This is a genomic window from Pseudoalteromonas sp. APC 3495 (genome assembly GCF_030407645.1).
GTDB classification, from domain to species: domain Bacteria; phylum Pseudomonadota; class Gammaproteobacteria; order Enterobacterales; family Alteromonadaceae; genus Pseudoalteromonas; species Pseudoalteromonas tetraodonis.
The window spans coordinates 13536-37183 of sequence record NZ_JASDDA010000001.1; the positions used below are offsets into that span (position 1 = coordinate 13536).

Sequence of the window (23648 nt, forward strand, 5' to 3'; positions counted from 1 at the left end):
TAATTGTTTAATTGCAAAAAGCAAAGATTTTAAACTAACACCGCGTTTGCTATTCTATACTTAGTAACAAACTTTTTTAGGGTAACACAATGAAAAAATTGGTTTTGGTAGTTCTAGCCAGTGCAGTATTAGCAGGTTGTAAAACATCACCAACTGGGCGAACGCAAATTGCGCTTTACTCAGATCAACAAATGACTCAAATGGGTACTGCCAGTTTTGCAGAGATGAAAAAAACGCAGCCGATAAATAAAGATCCAAAAGTAAACAGTTACGTCAATTGCATTGCTGAAAAAGTAGTGGCCGTGCTTCCTACAGAATATGCATCTCAAAATTGGGAAGTGGTGGTATTTGAAGATGAATCTGCAAACGCCTTTGCATTGCCTGGCGGTTATATTGGTGTACATACGGGGCTCTTAAAAATAGCCACAAATCAAGATCAGGTTGCCACTGTTTTAGGTCATGAAGTTGGACACGTGATTGCTGAGCATTCAAATGAACGGGTCTCACAAAGTTCTATTTTACAAACGGGTATGCAGCTGGGCAATGCGGCGCTTGAAATGGGTAACGTGCAATACCGTAATGAAATTATGCAAGGCCTTGGTTTAGGCGCTCAATATGGTGTGGTTTTACCCTTTAGTCGCTCACATGAGTCAGAGGCAGATACAATTGGTTTAGATCTTATGGCGCAAGCAGGGTTTAATCCCAAAGAGTCTGTAACACTTTGGCAAAATATGAGCCAAGCGGGCAGTGGGGCTACGCCAGAGTTTTTATCAACTCACCCAGCACCAACGAGCCGTATTGCAAATTTACAATCGCAAATGAGTAAAGCGCTTAGCGAGCAAAAAACAGCTAAAGCACAAGGTAAAAATCCGCAGTGTAAGTTGTGATCAGCCATAAAAAAACCTGTCTAATGACAGGTTTTATTTTTTATAATTAAAACATTCAATTATATATTAGAAAGTCCACTCTAAATGAACTTGCGGTACTGATTCACTAACATCAGTACCAAATTTATTGTGCCAGTATTGCCATTCCATACCTAACAGTAAGGTATTTTCTTTCATTTCTAGCGCATGTCCCATATCCCATACAATAATAGGTTGGGCTAAAAACCAAGCACGCACATCGTTACCAAACTCATCTTTTCGTTCAGCAATGTACTCTGCATGTCCTTTTACGTTAAACTTTTGCGAGCCAATCATGAACGGGTAATCAAAGGCTACATCAAACATCCAGCTGTTAGTTTCAATGGGTGCACCGCCTTTTGCAACGCCTTCGCTATCATCAATGTATGCACTGATAAGGGTTGAAAAGAAATTAAAACCAGGCACATCCCAGCTTAATTTTACGCCTGGTAAATATTTAACTACTTTGGCATCGCCTGCAGCATTAATACCCATGGTTAGGCCAACATCAACAAGCGCCCCTGACGCTACTTTTTCGTCCATTACTGCAGATAAACTAAGGGTAGAGTAACCTTCAAAGTAAAAGTCTTGATCTTGAAAGCCATCATCGTTGCTGTCGGTACTGTAATCAATAAAGAAAAAGTTATCGCCATAATCATGCCCAGAAGCATGCTCAATTGAGTACACCGTGGTATTAGATTTTTGTTCAGTAAATGGGTTTTTGTGGTTGCCGTTATTAATATGAAGCGCCGTATTGCTCCAATTAGCAGCGGTAGCTGTTGAACTTAAGGCACACGCACTTAGTGCAACGAGAGGAAGTAAGTTTTTAATTTTCATAACCATATTTTATGTGACACGCTGAATATCACATTATAGCAAACACGGTTAATTTGTTAATTATTTATTGTGATAAACAGTGCATTAGCACGCAGCTAATACACTGTAAAAAGGGAGATTATGCTTTATTGCGGCGCAAACAAATAACAGCAATAGCAGTAAAGGCTAAAATAAAGCAGTAGTAAGATGAGGTTGAAACATCCCACGGGCTAATTTTAAATGTAGCACCGAGTAATAATGCTTGCGCGCCATAAGGCAAAGACCCTTGGGTTACACAGGCAAAAATATCTAATAAACTGGCAGAGCGTTTACCACTAATTTCGCCATCATCAGCCAGTTTTTTAGCAATAGGGCCTGTCACAATAATAGACACGGTATTATTGGCAATACACATATTACTGGTGACAACTAATGCCGCGATCCCTAACTGATCGGCTACTTTACGGTGCCATTTGGCAATGACTTTAGTAATAGCTTGAATTTTTTGAGCGATATAGTCGAGGCCGCCATTAATACGAATAAACTCAGAGAGGCCACCAATAAACATAGACAGTAAAAATATTTCCTGCATTTCACTAAAGCCTTTGTAAATATCTTTTACAAAGCTTGCACCTTCATAGCTGCCGGTAAAGCCCATTAATGCGGCAAACACAATACCGCTTAACAGCACTACAAACACATTAAAGCCCATTACCGCCAGGACTAAAATAAAGGCATACGGAAGTACTAATAAAATATCGTAGTCTTTGGTATCAACTACTTGTGCTGCAGGCGTTAAAAATAATAGCAATGCAATAGTGAGTATGGCGGCCGGAACAGCAATTTTAAGGTTTTCTTTAAACTTATCTTTCATTTCACAGCCTTGCGTGCGGGTAGCAGCAATCGTGGTGTCAGAAATTATTGATAAGTTATCACCAAACATAGCACCAGATACAATGGTACCGGCCATTAAAGCAGGATCAATTCCTGTTTTAATAGATACTGCATAGGCAATTGGGCCAATAGCACCAATAGTTCCCATTGAAGTGCCCATAGCAGTAGAAATAACCGCCGCTATTAAAAATAAACCAGGTAGTAGTAACGAAGGGGGAATAAGTGAAAGTCCGGCATTAACAACCGCATCCACACCGCCGGTAGCACCAGCAACCGCCGAAAAAGCACCCGCTAGTAAGTAAATAAGACACATGGTAATAATATTGTTATTACCTACGCCCTTTATAAAGGTTTCTACGCTTTGGTTGATGCTGGTTTTATTTAAAATAAAGGCTAAAACAATCGCGGGTAAAATAGCGACTGGTGCTGGGAGTTGATAAAACGCGTAATCAACCCCTTGAGATTGTAAATATAAGCCTGAGCCTAAAAAAATAGCAACAAAGGTGAGTAGGGGAAGCAAAGAAAATCTTGCTTTATTTTTATCAAATGATGGCTGCATCATAATCCTCGTTAATTATTCATAGCAATCGAAGTCGATTGATATATTAAACAGCCAAAGCATCCCTCTTTTAGCTGAATTTAGTTGTTTGTTTTACTATCTAACCAGATAAGTAACCCAACAGCGCCCGCAAGCCAAAGACCAAATCGGCGCAAAAAAAGAAGTTTAAATGTATAGATGGCTAAATGCAAAGACTATCTGTTATTATTATGAGGGTCTGTTGATCTTTCAAGGTTAAATTTGCAGCAGTCTGTTTGGTATTTAGGCAAGGCAGAGCCTATGTGGTGTAGTTGTTCCCCATAAATAGGCGGTAACGCAGCATCAATGCCAAACAGGCGCTGCCCGAAGGGTTCTGCCTAGGGGCGATTTACTCTTTGTTGCTCGGTTTTTACTTAGCCCACTAGGTTACAAACCTCGCGCCACGATTAAACCGCTCCTAGTTTGAACAAATTTTAATCCGCAAAGGTCAACAGACCCTAAAATAATCGAAGCTTTTTTATAAGCTTTCCTGACTATTACATGAGTTTTAGATAAAATCTAGCTAACTAAAAAATACATAGGTTGTAAAAAGATGAATCGAGTAGGTGTGTTTGGTGCGAATGGCCGTATGGGACTGGCACTTGTAGAAGCAGCAACAATCAATAAAAATTCACAATTAGCGGCGGCCTATGTGCGCAGTCAGTCACCGTTATTAGACCTGCCCGTTAATCAGCTTAATAGCGCAGCGGCAAAAGAGATTAAGTTTAGCAGTGAACAGCAGGTTGAAAATGTAGATGTGCTTATAGACTTTACTTTGCCTGAAGGCATGAGAAATCATTTAAAAACAGCCGTTGAGCAAAAAACACCTATGGTAATTGGCACCACCGGCTTAACTCATGACGATATGGCGCTATTAACGGATGCAGCTAAACATATTCCGATTGTATTTGCGCGTAATTATAGCGTGGGCGTAAATTTACTGCTTAACTTAGTGCAAACGGCAGCAACAAAACTAGGCGATGATTTAGATATAGAAATTTTTGAAGCACATCATCGTCATAAAATTGATGCGCCATCGGGCACTGCACTTGCCATTGGCGAGTCGATTGCTCAGGCAAAAGGGTGGGATCATGATGAGGTTGCCGTTTATGATCGCAACAACATAGAGCAGGCCAAATCACAAAATGAAATTGGTTATTCGGTGCTAAGGGGCGGTGATATAGTAGGTGAACACACGGCCTACTTCGCTACAATGGGCGAAAGACTTGAATTAACCCATAAAGCAAGTTCGCGAATGACCTTCGCGCTAGGTGCTATAAGAGCTGCGCAGTGGTTGAAAAATAAACCTGCAGGACTTTATGACATGCAAGATGTGCTAGATTTAAAGTAGTTAAGTTCCTTTTTTAACGCTTTGGGGTGGTTTTTTGCTATAACCACTTATTTATTGCAATTTACTAATTAGCGTTAGACCTAAAAGCCAACTTCATGTAGAATGCAGCCAATTTGCCAAAAATTACTAAATGCGTGTTTCCAATTATACTCATATGGTTAGCAAAACCGGGGTTTGTGTGGGAATGAAAAGAGTTTTAGGCAAGAAAAATGAATGAAGGTTTAGTGGTTTACATCGGCATCATTTAAGACTGCGTAAAACAATTTAAGCTCACAGAAATCAGGTTTTGACCAATTATCTGAGTATTGGCGGGGTGTTAAGCAATTTGCTTACTCCCGTTTTTTACTGTTAGGAGGTTTAACTTGACTAAATCCGCTCTGTTAGTCCTAGAAGACGGCACAGTGTTTCGCGGTACTGCAATCGGCGCTGACGGCATGTCAGTCGGTGAAGTAGTATTCAATACGTCTATGACTGGTTATCAAGAAATTTTGACTGATCCATCGTACGCGGAACAAATCGTAACTTTGACGTACCCACATATCGGTAATACGGGTACCAACAGCGAAGACGAAGAAGCGAGTCACATTTGGGCTAAAGGCCTAGTGATCCGTGATTTGCCACTGCTAGCGAGTAATTTTCGTAACGAGCAATCGTTAGATGATTACTTAAAAGAACGTAATATTTTAGGTATTGCGGACATCGACACCAGAAAACTAACCCGTATTTTGCGTGATAAAGGCGCACAAAATGGCTGTATCGTTGCCGGTGACGAACTAGACGAGAAAAAAGCGCTTGAAGCTGCGCAAGCCTTCCCAGGCTTAAAAGGCATGGATTTAGCAAAAGTTGTCTCAACCAAGGAAAATTTTGAGTGGCGCGAATCAAGCTGGACATTAGGCGAAGGGTTTAAAACCTTACACGCTGATGATGAAAAGTTTCATGTTGTTGCCTACGACTTCGGTGTTAAACGTAATATTTTACGTATGCTTGTAGATCGTGGTTGTAAACTAACGGTTGTACCCGCACAAACCTCTGCCGCTGACGTACTAGCATTAAACCCTGATGGTATTTTCTTATCAAATGGCCCTGGCGATCCTGAGCCATGTACTTATGCCATTGATGCAATTAAAACCTTTTTAGAAACCGATACGCCAATTTTTGGTATTTGTTTAGGGCATCAACTATTAGCGCTTGCCTCAGGTGCTAAAACAGTAAAAATGAAGTTTGGCCACCATGGTGGTAACCACCCAGTTAAAGATCTTGAGCGCGATGTCGTAATGATCACCGCACAAAACCATGGTTTTGCTGCAGATGAAGCCACATTACCAGATAACCTACGTGCAACGCATAAATCGTTATTTGACGGCACATTGCAAGGTATTCACCGTACAGATAAACCAGCATTTAGCTTCCAAGGTCACCCAGAAGCGAGTCCTGGTCCGCACGATGCAGCCCCATTATTTGACCACTTCATCGATTTGATGCAAGCGCGTAACCACTAATTTAACCGGAGTAATAATGCCAAAACGTACCGACATAAAAAGCATTCTTATCTTAGGCGCAGGCCCAATTGTAATTGGTCAAGCTTGTGAATTTGACTACTCTGGTGCTCAAGCGTGTAAAGCACTAAGAGAAGAAGGCTATCGAGTTATATTAGTTAACTCAAACCCAGCAACTATCATGACTGACCCAGAAATGGCCGATGCAACATACATCGAACCAATTCACTGGGAAGTGGTAGAAAAAATCATTGAAAAAGAAAAGCCAGATGCTGTCCTGCCTACAATGGGTGGCCAAACAGCATTAAACTGTGCGCTTGATTTAGACAAGCATGGTGTATTGGCTAAGCATGGCGTTGAGCTTATTGGCGCAACAGCCGATGCAATCGATAAAGCAGAAAACCGTGAGCGCTTTGATGTTGCTATGCGTAACATCGGCCTAGAATGTCCACGTGCTGAAATTGCCCATTCAATGGATGAAGCGCGCGATACCATGACCCGTATCGGCTTACCGTGTATTATTCGTCCTTCTTTCACAATGGGCGGCACCGGCGGCGGTGTGGCTTACAACATGGAAGAGTTTGAAGAAATCTGTGAGCGCGGTTTAGACCTTTCACCAACCAGCGAGTTATTAATAGATGAGTCGTTAATTGGTTGGAAAGAATACGAAATGGAAGTTGTTCGTGACAAAAAAGACAACTGTATTATCGTCTGTTCTATTGAAAACTTTGACCCAATGGGTGTGCACACAGGTGACTCAATCACTGTGGCTCCAGCACAAACATTAACCGACAAAGAATACCAAATCATGCGTAATGCCTCTATGGCCGTATTGCGTGAAATTGGTGTTGAAACCGGCGGTTCAAACGTACAATTTGGTGTAAATCCCGTTGATGGCCGTATGGTTATCATTGAAATGAACCCACGTGTATCACGTTCATCGGCACTGGCCTCTAAAGCAACCGGTTTCCCTATTGCTAAAATCGCCGCTAAGTTAGCGGTAGGCTTCACGTTAGATGAGCTTCAAAACGATATCACTGGCGGTAAAACCCCAGCGTCGTTTGAACCGTCAATCGATTACGTTGTAACAAAAATTCCTCGCTTTAACTTTGAAAAATTTGCCGGTGCAAACGACCGTTTAACGACGCAAATGAAATCAGTGGGCGAAGTAATGGCGATTGGTCGTAACCAACAAGAGTCATTACAAAAAGCATTACGTGGTTTAGAAGTAGGCGCAACAGGCTTTAACCCAATTGTGGCACTTGATGACCCTAAAGCAAAAGAAAAAATCATTCGTGAATTACGTGAGCCAGGTGCAGAGCGTATTTGGTACATTGCCGATGCAATGCGCCATGGTATGAGCGTTGAAGATGTATTTGAATTAACTAAGATTGACCCTTGGTACTTAGTACAAATTGAAGATATCTTAAAAGACGAAGCTAAAATTTCAGAAGTCGGTATGGCCGGCTTAAATGCAGACTTCTTGCGTAAACTTAAACGCAAAGGGTTTGCAGATCCGCGTATTGCAGAAATTGCCGGTGTGTCAGAAGCTGAAATCCGTAAAAAGCGTCATCAACTCAATATTGTGCCTGTGTACAAACGCGTTGATACGTGCGCTGCCGAATTTAGCTCAGATACAGCTTACATGTACTCATCTTACGATGAAGAGTGTGAAGCGAACGCATCTGACCGTGATAAAATCATGGTGATTGGTGGTGGTCCTAACCGTATCGGCCAAGGTATTGAATTTGATTACTGTTGTGTACACGCAGCGCTTGCGCTTCGTGAAGACGGTTACGAAACTATTATGGTTAACTGTAACCCTGAAACGGTATCTACCGATTACGATACGTCTGATCGTTTATACTTTGAGCCAATTACGCTTGAAGACGTACTAGAAATTGTACGTGTTGAAAAGCCAAAAGGCGTTATCGTGCAGTACGGTGGTCAAACACCACTTAAACTAGCGCGTGAGCTTGAAGCGAACGGTGTGCCAGTAATTGGTACTTCGCCAGATGCGATTGACCGTGCAGAAGATCGTGAACGCTTCCAACAACTTGTTGAGCGTTTGGATTTACTGCAGCCAGAAAATGCCACCGTAACCTCAACTGAAGAAGCTATTTTAAAATCAGTTGAAATTGGTTTCCCACTGGTAGTACGTCCTTCGTACGTATTAGGTGGTCGTGCGATGGAAATTGTATACGATGAGCAAGACTTACGTCGTTACATGACCGAGGCCGTATCTGCATCAAACGAAGCACCCGTGTTACTTGACCGTTTCTTAGATAACGCAATCGAAGTTGACGTTGATGCTATCTGTGATGGCGAGCAAGTGATTATTGGCGGCATCATGGAGCATATTGAACAAGCGGGCGTTCACTCTGGTGACTCAGCGTGTTCATTACCAGCTCACTCGCTAACGCAAGAAGTACAAGATGTAATGCGTAAGCAAGTAACTGATATGGCCCTTGAGCTTGGCGTAGTTGGTTTGATGAATACACAGTTTGCGGTTAAAGATGGCAAAGTGTATTTAATCGAAGTAAACCCACGTGCAGCACGTACAGTTCCATTTGTATCTAAAGCAACGGGTGTAGCACTTGCAAAAGTTGCGGCACGTTGTATGGCAGGTCAATCTTTAGCAAGCCAAGGCATTACTAAAGAAGTGATTCCACCGTACTACAGCGTAAAAGAAGTGGTATTGCCATTTGCTAAGTTCCAAGGTGTGGATCCTATCCGTGGCCCAGAAATGCGCTCTACGGGTGAAGTAATGGGTGTTGGTGATACTTTCGCCGAAGCGTTCGCAAAAGCACAATTAGGTGCAAGCAACACTTTACCACGTGGTGGTCGCGCGTTACTATCTGTACGTAATAGCGATAAGCCACGTATTGTAGAACTAGCTAAAACCATGACAGACCTTGGTTTTGAGCTAGATGCAACAGGTGGAACAGCTGCTGCACTTGAAGATGCTGGAATTACGGTTCGCCGTGTAAATAAAGTATATGAAGGTCGTCCGCACATTCTTGATAGAATCAAAAATGGCGAGTATAGCTATATCGTTAATACCACCGAAGGTCGCCAAGCGATTGAAGATTCGAAGGTGTTACGTCGTGGTGCATTGCAGCACAAAACCAATTATACTACGACATTGAATGCGGCATTTGCTAACTGTACTGCTAACCAAGCAGATGACCGCAGTAAAGTGACGTCTGTTCAAGAACTACACCTGCGATTGAACTAAGGAAATGTGCCAAGGCCGTAACCACGGCCTTGGGATTAAGTGAGAAAAGTATGCAATCAATTCCAATGACAGTTCGTGGCGCAAAATTATTGCGCGATGAACTTAACGAATTAAAAACTGTTACCCGTCCAAAAATTGTATCTGATATTGCTGATGCACGTGAACACGGTGACTTAAAAGAAAATGCTGAGTATCACGCTGCGCGTGAGCAACAGGGTTTTTGTGAAGGCCGTATTCAAGAAATTGAAGCAAAACTTTCAAACATGCAGATGATTGACGTAACAAAGATGCCTAATACAGGTAAAGTGATTTTTGGTACTACAGTAACCATCGTTAATGTTGAAACCGACGCTGAAGTTAAATATCAGATTGTTGGCGATGATGAAGCAGATATTAAAAGTAATTTAATCTCTGTCAATTCACCAATTGCTCGCGGCTTAATTGGTAAACAAGCGGATGACGCTGTGATTATCAAAACGCCAAAAGGTGATGTAGAGTACGAAATCATTGAGGTTGAGTATATTTAATTAGTTAACTCACTTTAACGTTTTATAAAAACCAGTGCTTAGCAATAAGCACTGGTTTTTTTATGCTTGGTTTTTATATTTGGTTTAGATACCGGTCAATTATTATTCATTGTTTGTAAATGTAGACTATGTTGTTATGGTAGTAACCTATTCTTCAATAAGGAAATAATATGGCAAATATACTGTATCCAGCACCTTTAAAAGTGGGATCTAAAATCGCCGTGTGTTCTTTATCAGCGGGGATCAAATCAAAATATCACCCACGGTTAGACATCGTCATTAATGGCTTAAAACATCGAGGTTATGAGGTTGTTGAAGGGGAGTTTTTACGTCAAAACGAGCCGCGAACTCAACTTACTGCTAAGCAGCATGCCAAGCAATTAATGGACTTTTTATTGGATGATAAAATAGATGCGATTATGCCGCCAATGGGCGGAGAGCTGGCAATGGAAATATTGCCGTTACTTGATTTTGGCGCAATTAAAAATGCCAAACCTAAATGGTTGGTGGGTTATTCAGATGTCAGCACGATTGCTTGTGCACTGACAGCAAAATGTAATTGGGCAACACTGCATAGCGCCAATTTAATTCAGTTACACCCCGATGAAAAAGATCCGTATTGTTTACAAATTTTTGAAAGTCTAAGCTATGAGGCTAATAGTGAGTTTGAGCAAGCCCCCTCGACTTACCATCAACATAGCAAGCCTGATTATGCACAAAACCCAAACGTATTATTTGATCACAGCGCGCCAACCCAGTGGCAATGTTTAAATTACACCGATAAACGCAGTATCGAAATGTCAGGGCGATTGTTTGGTGGGTGTCTTGATACGGTTGGGCTGTTGCTTGATTCGCCTTTTTTAGCACTGCATGAGTTTAAAAAGCATAATGCCTCGCAAGGTATTGTGCTTTATTTAGAAAGCGCAGAGCTCACGCCTGCGACGGTTGCACGGTTTTTATTGTCACTCAAATTAGCCGGTATGTTTGATGATATAAACGGGGTGATTATTGGCCGCCATGTAACCTTACAGGGGCAAGATCCGGGGTTTGATTATCGCCAAGGCTTAAATGCCGCTTTTGGCGGGTGTTTATTTCCGGTGATCATTGATGCCGATATTGGTCACATCCCTCCTAATTTAAATTTAATCAATGGAGCTTTATGCACTGTTACCGCAGATGTTGATCAAGGCAAAGTTATTAGTGCGTCTGTGGTCACAAAACTAGCCTAATAAAGTGAGCTGCTCACTAACAATTTAAAGTGAGCAGCTTTGACTTATAAAACCTGAATTACTTGTTCTTTGCTTAAACGTGATTTTGGCAGCTTAGCATTGTAGTCTTCTTCTGCATCATGGTAACCCAGCGCAAGTGCCACATCACAGATGTAGCCGTCTAATTCGCTTGCAAACTCTTCACCAATCAGCTGTGCATCAACGCCTTCCATCGGCGTGGTATCAATCCCTAAGCGTGCTGCTGCATGCATAGTATTGCCTAAAGCAATGTAGGTTTGTGCTTTGGTCCACGCGGCATTATTACCTTGCTCATCGGTATTTAAATCAACAAACGCAAAGGCGCCAAAAGCTTGCTCGCGGTTTTCTTTTTGAGTTCGGCCATTTTTTATATCAGCATCAATTACGTGTCCGTAATCTTCACGAGTATATTGCGGATTATGAGCAAATAAAATAATGTGCGACGCCGCTTTAATGTGTGGCTGATTAAATTGAAACTTATTAGCAAAGGTAGTGTGCATACGCTCTTTTGCAGCGTCTGATTCAATCACTACAAATTTCCAAGGCTGCGAATTAATTGACGAAGGAGAAAGACGCATAGCATCATACAATACCGTTAAATCGTCTTGAGAAATGCGCTTTGTCGCGTCGTAACGTTTAGCAGTATGGCGGCTTTCAAGGTCGCGAATAATAGGGTGAGTCATAGTCTCTCCATAATAAAAAAGGGCTAATAAACAGTGTTCACTGAGTGTATGAGCAACATAATACAATTTGCTTTATTTAAAATAAACAGCATAATTATTGAATCATTATCAAATAAAAATAGATAATATGCAGATTGATGACTTAAAACTGATTTTAAAAGTAGCAGAGTGTCGAAGTATTACTTTAGCTGCTGCTAAGTTAGATATGCGCACAGCAACCGCCAGTGCGGCTATTAAGCGCGTAGAATCAGCCCTTGGCTGCGAATTATTTATTAGAACAACTCGCCATTTGCGTTTATCCAGTGCAGGGGAGCGGTACATACCCCAATGCGAACAAGCGCTGGCTGTACTTGAAACGGCAAGGCAAAACCTCAAAGGAGAACATGATGCTATTGAGGGAGAATTGCGGGTGGCTACTTCATCTGATTTAGGGCGCAACCTAGTGATCCCCTGGATTGATGACATTATGGATAGGTACCCAAGTGTGAGCTTGCGTACGCACATTAGCGATAGCAATATCGATTTTTTTCGTGATTCGGTTGATATTGCACTGCGTTATGGCTCCCCAAGTGATAGCAGTGTTTATGGATTTAAAATTTGCAACGTACCGCGACTACTCTGTGCTACACCTACCTATTTAGCTAAATATGGTGAGCCAGAGCACCCTGATGATTTAGCGCAGCATCAAGGGTTATTTTATCAGCTGCAAGATATTATCAATAATGTATGGGAGTTTACCGATGGCCAAAAAAAATACAAAGTAAAAATGCAGGGCAGACGTGCCTCAAACGATGGCGATTTAGTAAGGCGCTGGTGTGTGGCAGGTAAAGGTTTAGCGGTTAAATCAGCGTTAGATATTGCAGATGATTTGCTAAATGATCGCGTGATCACGCTGATGCCTGGTTATCAACACACCTGTGGCGAACTTTGGTTAATATGCCCAAGCCGCCAATCCATTACGCCAGCAGTGAGATTGCTAAGAGATGTGTGCAGAGAAAAAGCTACTCGTTTGTTACAACAGTTAGTTGATAAAGGTGTTTTAGCAAAAAGTGCACTTGAATGATGTTTTTCCAGCCAAGTGCATGTTGATTTAAAGTTTGCTGCTGAGTGTTTTAATTGCCTGGGATGCATTTTCACTCGTAGGGTCGAGCTCTAAAGTTTGTTGATAAAACTCAAGTGACTTTGCAATGTTACCATCAGCTAAATATGCTTCCGCTAAACTGTCGTGGGCATTCGCAGAGTCTGGATTTGTTTGCACATTGAGTTTAAATACAGCAATGGCTTCTTTTATCATCTTCATTTCGAGTAGTTCATAGCCAAAATAATTAATTGAGCGCTCGCGAGGAGTATCGCCACTAGAGACCAATTCTGCGTATTTCTTATTTAACTCACTAATGCCACCACTTTTTATTGCCTGAAACAGCATGCTATCAACATTTTCGGTTGCTACCTCGTAAGATTTACCATAAACAATATTGGTTAAGCCTTTCGTCATAGGCGTGAGCGGAGCTCCGCCAGTGTTATTTAAAATCACGATAAGTAGCTGATCTTCCAATATACGACTAATAAATGCATTAAATCCATCTATACCTCCACCATGTTGTACTTGTGTTAGTGGTTTGCCATATTTATAAGCACTTAATTGATTAACTTCCCAGCCAAATGCGTAATTACGCTGCTGCGATACGGTATACATTTGCTTTTTTAGCTCTTCATTTATTAGCTTATTTGTATAAAGTGCTTGGTCCCATTTTACGAGATCGCGGGCGGTTGAATAGAGAGACCCCGCGGCATAGGGAATAGACATATCTAGATAATCGGCATTAGTGTAACCGTCTAAGTTATTGTTATAACCAGATGCACGTTGCTTGAGCAGCTTTTCATGAGAGTCATAACCGCTGTTGTGCATATTCAGCGGGGTAAAAATGTTCTGCTGCAGTACGTCTTGGTATGTTTGTTGAGTGACCTTTTCAATCACGGCACCTAAAATAAAGTAGCCTGAATTGCTGTAGCGAAATTGTGTACCGGGCTCAAATAATAAATCATCACTACATAACAGCGTTATAAACTCATCAACGCTGTAAGGGTTGCGGCTGTAATCATCTCTAAATGCTTTTGCATGAGTATAATTACTTAGGCCTGAAGTATGGTTAAGGATTTGGCGAATGGTAATTTTATCGCCAATATCTTTACGATAGCCGGGTAGGTAAGTGCTTAAGGGGGCATCGAGCTGTATTTTGTTTTGTTGAACCAATTGTAGAATGAGTAGGGCTGTAAATTGCTTTGTAATAGAGCCTATTCGAAACTTGGTCTGTGATGTGTTTTTAATATCCCATTCAAAGTTTGCGTAACCATAGCTTTTTTCAAAAATAACTTCGCCGTGTTTGGCAACTAACACGTTACCATTAAATTGTTTTAACTCATGAAAGCCTTGTATGAAAGAATCAATTTCTGTGGCTTTATTAGCGGCTAAGCTTATTGTAGATATAAAAAGTACACTCATAGCTAATAATTGAGTTAGCCAAACTCTAGTCTTGTGACTCATAATTTTCCTTAATTATTATTGTTTGTTTTAAAATGAATTTTTAGCGTGGTTAGTATGAAAAGTAAACTTATTTCGTGTTGCAATTTTGTGTTCAGCTTGTTTTTTTTTATTTTTTGCAATAAAAAGCCCGAGTTGTAAATAGCTCGGGCTTGTTGGTTGGGATAACAAATTTATTAGTGAGAAGGGGTGGTTTTATCTACCATTATGGTATTACTCAGTTTCGTATCCGAAGTCGACTCTTTACCTCGAAATTTACGTATCACTCGTTTCAAATCTTCAAGCGCAACGTACTGACACGGTATAAGAATAAGCGTAATTACTGTGGCAAACAGCACACCAAAGGCGAGTGATACGGCCATAGGTATTACAATTTTTGCTTGTAAACTGGTTTCCATAATAATGGGCATTACGCCAATAAAAGTAGTAACAGAGGTTAGTAATATCGCTCTAAAGCGACGCGCTCCGGCTTGCATTACCGCTTCTTTTATTGCCACACCTTCTGCACGGGCTTTGTTTACAAAATCCACCATAACAAGTGAATCATTAACCACCACACCGGCTACCGCAATAATGCCAAACATCGATAAGCTGCTCATGGTCATACCTAGTACCATGTGGCCAAACATGGCGCCAACCACACCAAATGGAATGACCGACATAATAATTAATGGTTGCGAGTAAGAGCGCAGAGGAATAGCCAATAATGCAAAAATTATGATCATCGATAGCGCAAAGTCACGTAATTGCTCATCAGCGCTATCCATTTCCTCTTGAATACGACCAGCCACATTACTTTGTACCCCTGGGTAGTTTTTAAGTAATGAAGGTAAGTACTCATCACGAATTTGTTGTGCAATGGCAAAGGGTTCTACTTGGTCAGTATTTACCGCAGCCCACACGTTTACTGTACGTTTTGAATTTTCACGGCGAATACGATTAACCCCATCAACTAATGAAATATTAGCAACTTCACTTAATGGTACTTCAGCGCCTGTTGGGGTGATAATACGTACGCTGTCGATATCACTGATTGAGTTACGCTCATCTTCTGGGTAGCGGATCATCACTTTAATTTCTTCACCTTCGCGAAGAATACGTTGTGCTTCAAGACCGTAATAGCTAAAGCTTACTTGAGAGGCCACATCAGCAAGGGTTAAGCCCATACTGTAAGCAAGTGGTTTTAAATCTAGCTGTACTTCATCGGTAGCGCTTTGCATTGAGTCATTAACATCGCCTACGCCTTCCATACTTTGCAACTTGGTTTTAAGCTTACCAGCAACTTCTTTAAGTACTTGTGCATTTTTACCTTCGAGTTTAAAGCTTACATCGCCATCGTCTCGACCCCCGTTCATAATACTGTCTTGAATGGTTAGGGTTTTAACACCCGGTAAGTTAGGCATTTGTTCGCGCCATAAGGCACTCAGTGCAAAGGTATCAATAGGGCGCAGGTCGGGTTCAACTAAAATAGCCATAATGTTTGCTTGCGTTCGCCCACGTAAGCTAACTGATAAATCGCGGATCATCGGTTTACCGTATTGCTCTTTGAGCTGGTTATCAACGCTCAGTATTAGCTGCTCTACTTTTTTAGCTGTCTCAAGCGTTGCTTGCTCAGAAGACGCTAAGTTCATTTCTATATCAATGCGAGGAAAATCGTGCGGTATTTTAGGATTAGGCACAAATTTAACTAAACCACCGGCAAACATTCCCGCACTGACAATCAGTAAACACATAAAACCGACAATTACGGTATAGCGATAATGAATGCAGCGACCAACAAACGGGGTGTAGTAGTTATCAACAAAACTTTTTAGGCCGTTATCCATTACTTTACGTGCACGGTGAAGCGGGTTTTTTGGATTTGGTTTACGGTCTTTCATTGCTGCAATATGTGCTGGTAAAATAAGTTTTGATTCAATCAGTGAGAAAATTAAACATAAAATAATCACCCCACCAATGGCTTTAGAAAAAGCCGCACCAGGGCCTGTGGCAAGAGTTTGCGGTAAAAATGCCGCAATAGTGGTAAGTACGCCAAATGTGGCTGGCATTGCCACGCGCTTTACGCCGCGTACTACGTTATCGAGTGTATGGCCGTGTTTTTCTATTTCAGCACTAGCAGATTCGCCCACAACAATGGCGTCATCAACCACTATCCCAAGCACCAGTATAAAGGCAAATAACGAGGCTAAATTAATGGTGACATCTAAAAAGCCAATTGGCATAAACAAAAAGGCACCTAAAAATGACACAGGTAAACCCATCATTACCCAAAAAGCTAAACGTAATGGTAAAAACAGCGCTAATACCAACATAACTAATAAGCCACCCCAAATCATATTGTCGACCATCATATCGAGGCGACCTTCGAGGTAGTAAGTTAAATCAACAATAGGAGAGAGCTTAACACCTGCAGGCAGTTGCGATTCTTTTTCAGCCATATAGGTTTTAAGTACTTTAGCAACATCGGTAATATCTTGATCTTTAGAGGCGTTTACTTCAAACGACAATGAGTTTTTACCATTGTATTTTGAGTATTGCAGGCCTTCTTCAAAGCCATCATTTATGGTGGCAACGTCACCTAAATAAACTTGCGCGCCATCGGCAAGGGTGATCAGTGGTAGTTTTGCAAACTCGCTACCACGGTAGGCTTGTTTTTCAACGCGCATTGAAATATAGCCATTTTCAGAGCGAATTTGCCCAGCTGACATATTGGCAGAAAAGCTTTGCACTGCACTGGCAATATCTCTAAACGTTAATCCATAAGCACGCAGTTTGTCTGGGCTTACTTCAATACCAATTTCGTAATTAAGGCCACCATTAAAGTTAACTAAATTAATATTAGGCAGTGCCTGAAGCTCGTCTTTTATATCGTTTCCGAGCTCTTTAAGTTGGTAGTTACTCATGTCACCGTAAAGCGCAAGTATCATTACTTCTTGTTCGTATTTATCGCGACGAACAATAGGGCGCTCCATACCCGCAGGAAACGTATTAATTGAATCTACTTGTACTTTAATTTCATCGAGTACTTCTTGCGGGTCAAACTGCTCTTCTATTTCAATCCACGCTTGTGAAGAGCCTCTATTGGAGTAGGTGATAAGGCGCTTTATTCCCTCTATACCCTCAAGGTTCTCCTCGACTTTTATGGTAATGCCCTCCTCAACCTCTTGCGGGGCTGCGCCAGGGTATACCGCGGAGACACTGATCCAGTTACTTTCAAATTGTGGAAACATTTGTTTGCGAATAGTAAACGCCGTTAAAATGCCACCAATAAGTATAAATATCATCAATAGATTTGCTGCAACAGGGTTGCGCGCAAACCATGCAATTAGGCCTTTTTCACGTGTAGACATAAGTTACTCCTGTTTCAATGCAAGTTGAGTAACGTCTGGGGTTGTTACAACGTCTTCAATTTTTACCGCCATTCCCTCGGTAGGGTATTCAAGGGCAGAAGTAATTAGCTGTTCACCTTCATTAAGCCCTTGGTCTGCGATCACCATGCCATTTTGTTCACGTATAATATTGAGAGTTTTAAACGACAGGGTTAAATCGTCATTTAATATCGCAATTTTATTTTCTTTGACTAAATGATGTGGCACAACAATGGCGTTATTAACTGCACGACCTTCTATGCTAGCGTTAACATAGGAGCCAAAACGCAATGGTTGAGTTTTGTTAGCATATGGGGTTGGTAATTGTGCCACTAAGTAGCTCATACGGCTTTTTTGATCTATCACCCCTTCACTGCGTACCACTTTAGCCTGCCATGTGGTTTCTTTGCCCGCGAACTGCGCACTAAATAACACTGTTGCACCAATACCGCCATTATTTAAGTATTGAAGCTCTTTATCGGCAACCGGTAAACGTACTTCAGCGACCGAAGTGGCGCTGAGTGAGCCAAAGCTATTACCTGGATTTACAACAGAACCCAAACTAATGCTACGCGCGTTTATAATTGCATCGTAGGGGGCTTTAATATAAGTGCGTTCTAAATTACGTTTAGCACGTTTTACACTTGCTTGTGCTGAGCGATAACGCGCCATTTTCTCTGCTAATTGCGGTTTACGTAAATAAAGCGCAGAGGCGGTGATATCACTTGAGTCTGCTTTAATGCGTTCCCATTCAGCTTTAGCAACATGCGCTTGAGCACGTTCTATCTCAAGCGCTGAACTTGCTTGGGCGAGCCCAGCCTCAGCTTCAATTAAATCAGCTTCGTAATCATTTGGGTCAATTCGTGCTAAAATATCTCCTTGCTTTACGAAGGCACCTTCAACAAATTGCCCTGCAACAGAAATAACTTGGCCACTTACCTGAGCAATCAGCTCAGTGCGGTCTTTAGGTTGCACAATACCGTACGATTTAACATCGAGAGTGATTGCATCAAGGTGAATAGGTTGTGCTGCAACCAATGGGCGAGTATCTTGTTCTGGTTTTTCTTCTGGTGGTTTTTTCATTGCTGAAAAGCCCGCTGCAAGGGCGATGCCACCAACAAGGACCGCGATAGGGAGTATTATTTGTTTTTTAGTCGCCACAGGGCATTCCTTCATAAATTGTGCTGATGAACTAATGATACGCAATAAAGTGTTTACAGTGTGTTTGAAGATGTAACAAGTCATTGCATAATGCGGTTACAAATAGAACAAATCGCTCTGTTTGTATGCAAAGCAGCAACAATATAATTAAAATTTATTACTGAGGTTATAATGAAAACACAATCAATGGCGTGCCGTTTAGGCTGTGGAGCATGTTGTATTGCACCAAGTATTAGCTCGCCAATACCGGGTATGCCAAATGGTAAAAAGGCCGGAGAACGTTGTATTCAGCTGGATGAGCGTAATTTATGTAAGCTATTTGGTGATGAGTCGCGCCCTAAAGTGTGTAGTGATTTTAGCGCCACTTTAGATGTATGCGGGACAACCAATGAACACGCATTAACGTTAATTACAGAATTAGAGCAATTAACCTAATTTATTGTATTAAATACACATATATTTACAATTTATACGCTTGAAAAGTGTAGTCACTTACTTTGTCTTTCTAAAAGTAGTACTGAGAGAGTGCAAAGAGACACTGCGCTTTAAGAGTAAGTGACTTAGACACAAAGTCACTTGGTTTAGTGAGTCGTGTTTTTCTCATTTTCTTCTCATTCAATTCTCTTTGTTCATACGGTTTTAATGATAAATGTACAAAGAGGGCGAAGAGGCGCTGGGCTTTTAGAGTACGTAAAGTAGGGCGAGCTGCGGTATGAAATTTTTAAGTCAGCTTGTTGCTAGTCTGTTTATTATTTCAATTTAAAAAACACGCTCAGCGTGGGATACACCCTCGCTGAGCTAAATTGTTACCAGCTATACGTGGCGCTCAGCGTATATTGCTCACCGCGACCCGGCGTGCCTGGGATTTCTTCAAACGATTCATCCCACAAATTATCCGCTGCTAAAGTAATAAAGAAATTTTGCAGTGTAGCTGGGGTTATTTTTAACGTCAGCTGAGTAAATAGTGCCTCGTCATCTGAACGGCGAAGGGCATTTTTATGCTGTTTACGCCATTCATTATCTACTCGAAACTCTAACTTATCCGTCGGGTTCCAAATTGCACCGAGCGTTACACGATGATCAGGAAAATTTAAGGCATAAAAGCTAGCATCAACATTTTCAGCGCCATAGGTTTCTGTTTTATGTAAGTAGGTATAGCTGGCAACAATTTCTGTATTATTAAATTGTTTAGTGGCTAAAAACTCAAGGCCTGTGGTGTCAATATCAACCGGCTGTGCAAATCGCGCTGAGCTTGAATCAAAGCTAAATGTCCAATCGGTTAGGTTGTTATCTTTACGATAAAAAAGTGCGGAATTAAGCTGCCAGCTTTGTTGCTCAAGCAATAAGCCCAGCTCTAAATTTTTAGTGGTTTCGCGCTCAAGATTAGCGTTACTTCTGAACAACCCACCAGTCTCGCTGCCACCAATGGCGGTGTAGCCTGCTACTTGGCTTGCCTCAGCATACGACAAATACAATGTACGCTCAGTGCCATCGTTATTATGGGTATTTAAACTAACATCACCAATCAATGATAGCTCAGAGTCATCACGACTGGTGTTATCAAATGCAGCCCCTAAACGCACCGTTAGTTGCTGGTTGCTTGCTAGTGCTGTTGTGTATTCTGGTAATACACTAAGCTTAAAGTAGTTACGTGAAGTAAAGTTATTTTCAAGGGTGGTGGAGTCAATACTGTCTTCTATATATTGCGCCGAGTAATTAACCGCAACTGACTTTGTTTGCGCATGACGACCTGAAATAGCCAATGATTTTACTTGTGTTTCATGAAATGCTTGGAACGCGCTTGGGTTTTCTCTTGAATAAACATAATGGTCGTTATGCTTGCGGTAATAAGCCGATACTTCAAATTCACTGTTGGTAGCATAGGCTTGCTTATGGTTGAGCATCCATAATTGGGTTTCTAAGTCTTCGGTTTCATTTACACCAAAGGGGGTATAAAGGTTTGGCCAACCAAAAAACTTTTCTTGTAAGCCGTAAAATAAATCAGTTTGTGAATCGCTCCCAGTTAACTGCACTCTTCCAGAAGTACGGGTAAAGTCATGATCGCCAAAATCAATTGAACCATCACTTTGTGAGTGCGAATATTCACCTTCAAAACCAATACGCCAATTAGCGTTTGCTTCAATTGGAGTACTCACACCTGCATGAATTGTTTGTAGGTTAAAGTCATTTGAGCCTGCGCCCAAAGAGACACTGCCACCGGTTGTTATTGGTTTCCAAGCAAACGACACAGTACCTACCGAGCTATTCATGCCATAAAGTGCGTTATCGGCTCCGGTTAATACGCTGGCACCCGTTAGCATTTGTGGTGCAATAGGAATTTCTGCAAAGTAGTGACCAGACTGCGGGTCGAGTAGAGTTGTACTGCCGACTCTAAAGCCGGTATTTTCAAAAATACCCCCGCGTATCGTTACATCAGCTTGTGCTTCAGCCATATTGCGTGATTGCAAGTCAACACGCGGGTCGTACTCTAAATTTGAAATAGGTGAATCAAATGTACCAACGGGTAAGGTATTGGCAGTGGGAGACGCTTCAATTGTTATTTGTTCTATGGTTGCTGTTTCTTTACTCTGTTCTGCATAAGCAACAGTCGAAATACTGGCTAGTACAGCCGGTATAATAAGGTGCGGGGCACGATTCATATCATTATTCTCATTTTATGCAATGGCGCTAACAATTAAATACCTATCACTTTTTATCACATGATAAGGTAAGCTCACTAAGCTAGGGTGATTTTGGGCGCTATTGTACATTAATGATAAAAAACTGCATTTGATAATCAAACCTAGCGTTACAAAATAGTAACTCTGCATCCTATAAATTATTTACATTGGTCACTTTATTATGCAAACACAACAACCGAGCCATTCATTAAATCAGCACACACTTTATTTTGCTGGTGGTTGCTTATGGGGCGTGCAAGAATTTATGAAGTATTTACCTGGAGTAGTGACTACTGAGGCGGGGCGTGCCAATGGCACTAGTAACACAACACAAGGTGAATACGATGGCTATGCCGAATGCGTGAAAGTAACCTTTGATATTCAAGGAGTGACCTTAAATGAATTAATCGGCTATTTTTTTGAGATTATTGACCCATACAGTATCAATAAACAAGGTAACGATGTAGGCGAAAAATACCGCACCGCCATTTTTAGCCAAGACAGTAATCATTTAAACATCGCCAGAGACTATATTAGCCAGCGTGATGATGCTGAAAAAATAGCGGTACAAGTAGCGCCATTGACTAATTATGTCCCTAGCGATCCCGAGCATCAAGAGCGTTTAACCAATCACCCTGATGATTATTGCCATATCCCACTTGATTTATTACACAAGTATAAATAACAACTTCATTGATGCGTATTTAAATAAAAAAGGCTGGTAACTAATAAAGCTAAAATTAGCTGTTACCTCGTTTATGCTTTTTTTTAGATTTATTAGGCTTTTTCTTTTTTCGAGGGAACATATCTCTAAAAAGGTAGGGCACAGCTAAAAAGTAGATCCCAGTTCCTAAATAAAGAAAAAGGTAAAATAGATAAGTAAACGGCGACGCTGAAAAGAAATAAACGTCAGATTCGACCCGGTAATCTGTTGGGGTCAGAATATAGCCATCATGTATAAACTTTATCGCAAATAAAATAGATAAAAGGCCTAAAGCCCAAAAGACTAAAGAGAATGCGATTTGATTCAATAGCATTCTCGTATTACTTATATCTACATATTTTACTTTTGGTTTCTTTTTATTTTTTGATTGCTTCATTTTGGCCAAAAAAAGTAATAATGATTGCCATTAGTATGCCTACTAAGCCAATGCTTGAAAAAACCAGACTGTATTCACTCTTAATATTGAAGATATTTAATAGGCTGGTTATTAACAATAAAAAAATACCAATAATTTTTATAATCGTTAGTGTTTTATTCAAACAAAACCATGTTTGACAAGAAGGGCATTGTTTTTCAATAAAAATACTATTTTTGTTAATATTTTTTATATCTTTAGCTGCAAAATTACTTTTACAATTTGGGCATGTTTCTTTCATTTTAATCCTTTAATTTACCTCACAACTTTAAACACTAGGTTTACTAAACATCTTATTGATTAAGCTTTATCCCTGTAACATGGTTACTATAGCATTGAGCTATCACCTTGTTAATGCGCAACTTATTACATTATAGGCAAACAGTTTTTAAGCCATAAAAAAGCCCGCGAACATGCGGGCTTTTAAATATTAATTAAAATTTATTGCTGCGCTTTAGGCGGGAAGTTGCTTAAAATATTGGCAACCGTTTCTTTAATAGCGGCTTCACGTTGTGATGGTGTTTGTTTTTTCTTTAAACGACCATCTTTAGCACCACGCCAAATTAATTGGTTTGACTCACGATCAATAATATCGATAACTAACGTGCCTACTTCATACTCACGTGCGCTTACATCGTGGTTAAAGCCTGTGCCCCAGTAACCCCAACGTGCACCGTAGCCTACATTAAAGGTATCTACTTCTAGCTCTTTATCAACACTTGCATGGTAATTAACAAGTACATCAGCTTGCGCTACGTCAACCAATTGCATACCTAACTGTTGGCTTAGTTGGTTGTTTACCGCATTGCGAACGCGTTTTTCCATAAGGCCACTGATTTGGTAGTTATTCGTGTCTTTAGTTAGGCTCGCGTTTTCTACCCAAGCAAACGTTTTGTAGTTACTAAAGTTTGCTGATTTATCGTAATCCCAATCGGGCGTTTGTGTACAGGCGGTAAGTAGCGCCAGTGCTGCGACAATAAATATATGTTTCATACCGTTTGCTCCAATAAAGTGCGTTTGTTT

General features: G+C 41.0%; 18 protein-coding genes. 9 read left to right on the forward strand and 9 right to left on the reverse strand.

Annotated features, from left to right (window positions below; all coding sequences use genetic code 11):
* The first annotated feature begins 89 nt into the window (after nucleotides 1-89).
* Entirely contained in the window at nucleotides 90-887 is a 798-nt protein-coding gene (locus tag QL984_RS00050; protein WP_013465162.1) for a M48 family metallopeptidase, read from the forward strand.
* A gap of 66 nt (nucleotides 888-953) precedes the next feature.
* Here the strand turns inward: QL984_RS00050 and QL984_RS00055 are convergent, their stop codons facing one another.
* The gene (locus QL984_RS00055) at nucleotides 954-1742 is read right to left on the reverse strand and encodes a nucleoside-binding outer membrane protein (RefSeq protein ID WP_024602952.1); all 789 of its coding nucleotides are present in this window, start codon (nucleotides 1740-1742) and stop codon (nucleotides 954-956) included.
* 118 nt (nucleotides 1743-1860) lie between these two features.
* Nucleotides 1861-3174: a Na+/H+ antiporter NhaC family protein gene (locus tag QL984_RS00060; RefSeq protein WP_013465160.1), complete on the reverse strand. Its 1314-nt coding sequence runs from the start codon at nucleotides 3172-3174 to the stop codon at nucleotides 1861-1863.
* Nucleotides 3175-3745: 571 nt separating this feature from the next.
* Here QL984_RS00060 and dapB point away from each other — a divergent pair.
* From dapB to QL984_RS00085, 5 genes are all read left to right on the forward strand, one after another.
* On the forward strand, nucleotides 3746-4543 hold the full coding sequence (dapB, locus tag QL984_RS00065) for a 4-hydroxy-tetrahydrodipicolinate reductase (RefSeq protein ID WP_008463955.1): 798 nt from the start codon (nucleotides 3746-3748) through the stop codon (nucleotides 4541-4543).
* 362 nt (nucleotides 4544-4905) lie between these two features.
* Entirely contained in the window at nucleotides 4906-6042 is a 1137-nt protein-coding gene (carA, locus tag QL984_RS00070; protein WP_016900401.1) for a glutamine-hydrolyzing carbamoyl-phosphate synthase small subunit, read from the forward strand.
* A 16-nt stretch (nucleotides 6043-6058) separates the two neighbouring features.
* Entirely contained in the window at nucleotides 6059-9277 is a 3219-nt protein-coding gene (carB, locus tag QL984_RS00075) for a carbamoyl-phosphate synthase large subunit (protein ID WP_138764355.1), read from the forward strand.
* Nucleotides 9278-9327: 50 nt separating this feature from the next.
* On the forward strand, nucleotides 9328-9804 hold the full coding sequence (gene greA, locus QL984_RS00080) for a transcription elongation factor GreA (RefSeq protein ID WP_010388635.1): 477 nt from the start codon (nucleotides 9328-9330) through the stop codon (nucleotides 9802-9804).
* Between the two features lie 170 nt (nucleotides 9805-9974).
* A complete protein-coding gene (locus tag QL984_RS00085) occupies nucleotides 9975-11033 on the forward strand; it encodes a S66 peptidase family protein (protein WP_013465157.1) in 1059 nt (352 codons plus the stop codon).
* A gap of 44 nt (nucleotides 11034-11077) precedes the next feature.
* Here the strand turns inward: QL984_RS00085 and QL984_RS00090 are convergent, their stop codons facing one another.
* The gene (locus QL984_RS00090; protein ID WP_008109298.1) at nucleotides 11078-11734 is read right to left on the reverse strand and encodes a nitroreductase family protein; all 657 of its coding nucleotides are present in this window, start codon (nucleotides 11732-11734) and stop codon (nucleotides 11078-11080) included.
* Between the two features lie 127 nt (nucleotides 11735-11861).
* Here QL984_RS00090 and QL984_RS00095 point away from each other — a divergent pair, with 127 nt between their 5' ends.
* Nucleotides 11862-12797 (forward strand): LysR family transcriptional regulator, encoded by a 936-nt coding sequence (locus QL984_RS00095; protein WP_024602953.1) that lies wholly within the window; start codon nucleotides 11862-11864, stop codon nucleotides 12795-12797.
* Between the two features lie 27 nt (nucleotides 12798-12824).
* On the opposite strand, the gene QL984_RS00100 is transcribed toward QL984_RS00095, so the two are convergent.
* The 3 genes from QL984_RS00100 to QL984_RS00110 form a co-directional block, all read right to left on the reverse strand.
* A complete protein-coding gene (locus QL984_RS00100) occupies nucleotides 12825-14279 on the reverse strand; it encodes a serine hydrolase (RefSeq protein WP_024602954.1) in 1455 nt (484 codons plus the stop codon).
* Between the two features lie 173 nt (nucleotides 14280-14452).
* Entirely contained in the window at nucleotides 14453-17626 is a 3174-nt protein-coding gene (locus QL984_RS00105) for an efflux RND transporter permease subunit (RefSeq protein ID WP_024602955.1), read from the reverse strand.
* Between the two features lie 3 nt (nucleotides 17627-17629).
* The gene (locus QL984_RS00110) at nucleotides 17630-18805 is read right to left on the reverse strand and encodes an efflux RND transporter periplasmic adaptor subunit (RefSeq protein WP_024602956.1); all 1176 of its coding nucleotides are present in this window, start codon (nucleotides 18803-18805) and stop codon (nucleotides 17630-17632) included.
* A gap of 171 nt (nucleotides 18806-18976) precedes the next feature.
* Here QL984_RS00110 and QL984_RS00115 point away from each other — a divergent pair, with 171 nt between their 5' ends.
* On the forward strand, nucleotides 18977-19240 hold the full coding sequence (locus tag QL984_RS00115) for a YkgJ family cysteine cluster protein (RefSeq protein WP_008109286.1): 264 nt from the start codon (nucleotides 18977-18979) through the stop codon (nucleotides 19238-19240).
* A gap of 371 nt (nucleotides 19241-19611) precedes the next feature.
* On the opposite strand, the gene QL984_RS00120 is transcribed toward QL984_RS00115, so the two are convergent.
* Complete coding sequence (locus tag QL984_RS00120) at nucleotides 19612-21465, reverse strand: TonB-dependent receptor (RefSeq protein WP_024602957.1); 1854 nt, start codon at nucleotides 21463-21465, stop codon at nucleotides 19612-19614.
* A 202-nt stretch (nucleotides 21466-21667) separates the two neighbouring features.
* Here QL984_RS00120 and QL984_RS00125 point away from each other — a divergent pair, with 202 nt between their 5' ends.
* Complete coding sequence (locus QL984_RS00125; RefSeq protein WP_024602958.1) at nucleotides 21668-22171, forward strand: peptide-methionine (S)-S-oxide reductase; 504 nt, start codon at nucleotides 21668-21670, stop codon at nucleotides 22169-22171.
* 395 nt (nucleotides 22172-22566) lie between these two features.
* Here the strand turns inward: QL984_RS00125 and QL984_RS00130 are convergent, their stop codons facing one another.
* Nucleotides 22567-22866 (reverse strand): hypothetical protein, encoded by a 300-nt coding sequence (locus QL984_RS00130; RefSeq protein ID WP_029750492.1) that lies wholly within the window; start codon nucleotides 22864-22866, stop codon nucleotides 22567-22569.
* Nucleotides 22867-23066: 200 nt separating this feature from the next.
* Nucleotides 23067-23618, reverse strand: coding sequence for a DUF4136 domain-containing protein (locus QL984_RS00135; protein WP_013465143.1), 552 nt, complete (start codon nucleotides 23616-23618; stop codon nucleotides 23067-23069).
* Between the last annotated feature and the right edge of the window lie 30 nt (nucleotides 23619-23648).

What these genes read in the sequence shown, in the direction of transcription:
- QL984_RS00115 (WP_008109286.1), top strand. Translation starts at nt 18,977, where the DNA reads ATGAAAACACAATCAATGGCGTGCCGTTTAGGCTGTGGAGCATGTTGT.
- QL984_RS00120 (WP_024602957.1), bottom strand. Translation starts at nt 21,465, where the DNA reads ATGAATCGTGCCCCGCACCTTATTATACCGGCTGTACTAGCCAGTATT.
- greA (WP_010388635.1), top strand. Translation starts at nt 9,328, where the DNA reads ATGCAATCAATTCCAATGACAGTTCGTGGCGCAAAATTATTGCGCGAT.
- QL984_RS00130 (WP_029750492.1), bottom strand. Translation starts at nt 22,866, where the DNA reads ATGAAAGAAACATGCCCAAATTGTAAAAGTAATTTTGCAGCTAAAGAT.
- carB (WP_138764355.1), top strand. Translation starts at nt 6,059, where the DNA reads ATGCCAAAACGTACCGACATAAAAAGCATTCTTATCTTAGGCGCAGGC.
- QL984_RS00055 (WP_024602952.1), bottom strand. Translation starts at nt 1,742, where the DNA reads ATGAAAATTAAAAACTTACTTCCTCTCGTTGCACTAAGTGCGTGTGCC.
- QL984_RS00085 (WP_013465157.1), top strand. Translation starts at nt 9,975, where the DNA reads ATGGCAAATATACTGTATCCAGCACCTTTAAAAGTGGGATCTAAAATC.
- QL984_RS00050 (WP_013465162.1), top strand. Translation starts at nt 90, where the DNA reads ATGAAAAAATTGGTTTTGGTAGTTCTAGCCAGTGCAGTATTAGCAGGT.
- QL984_RS00090 (WP_008109298.1), bottom strand. Translation starts at nt 11,734, where the DNA reads ATGACTCACCCTATTATTCGCGACCTTGAAAGCCGCCATACTGCTAAA.
- QL984_RS00135 (WP_013465143.1), bottom strand. Translation starts at nt 23,618, where the DNA reads ATGAAACATATATTTATTGTCGCAGCACTGGCGCTACTTACCGCCTGT.
- QL984_RS00100 (WP_024602954.1), bottom strand. Translation starts at nt 14,279, where the DNA reads ATGAGTCACAAGACTAGAGTTTGGCTAACTCAATTATTAGCTATGAGT.
- QL984_RS00095 (WP_024602953.1), top strand. Translation starts at nt 11,862, where the DNA reads ATGCAGATTGATGACTTAAAACTGATTTTAAAAGTAGCAGAGTGTCGA.
- QL984_RS00060 (WP_013465160.1), bottom strand. Translation starts at nt 3,174, where the DNA reads ATGCAGCCATCATTTGATAAAAATAAAGCAAGATTTTCTTTGCTTCCC.
- QL984_RS00125 (WP_024602958.1), top strand. Translation starts at nt 21,668, where the DNA reads ATGCAAACACAACAACCGAGCCATTCATTAAATCAGCACACACTTTAT.
- QL984_RS00105 (WP_024602955.1), bottom strand. Translation starts at nt 17,626, where the DNA reads ATGTCTACACGTGAAAAAGGCCTAATTGCATGGTTTGCGCGCAACCCT.
- dapB (WP_008463955.1), top strand. Translation starts at nt 3,746, where the DNA reads ATGAATCGAGTAGGTGTGTTTGGTGCGAATGGCCGTATGGGACTGGCA.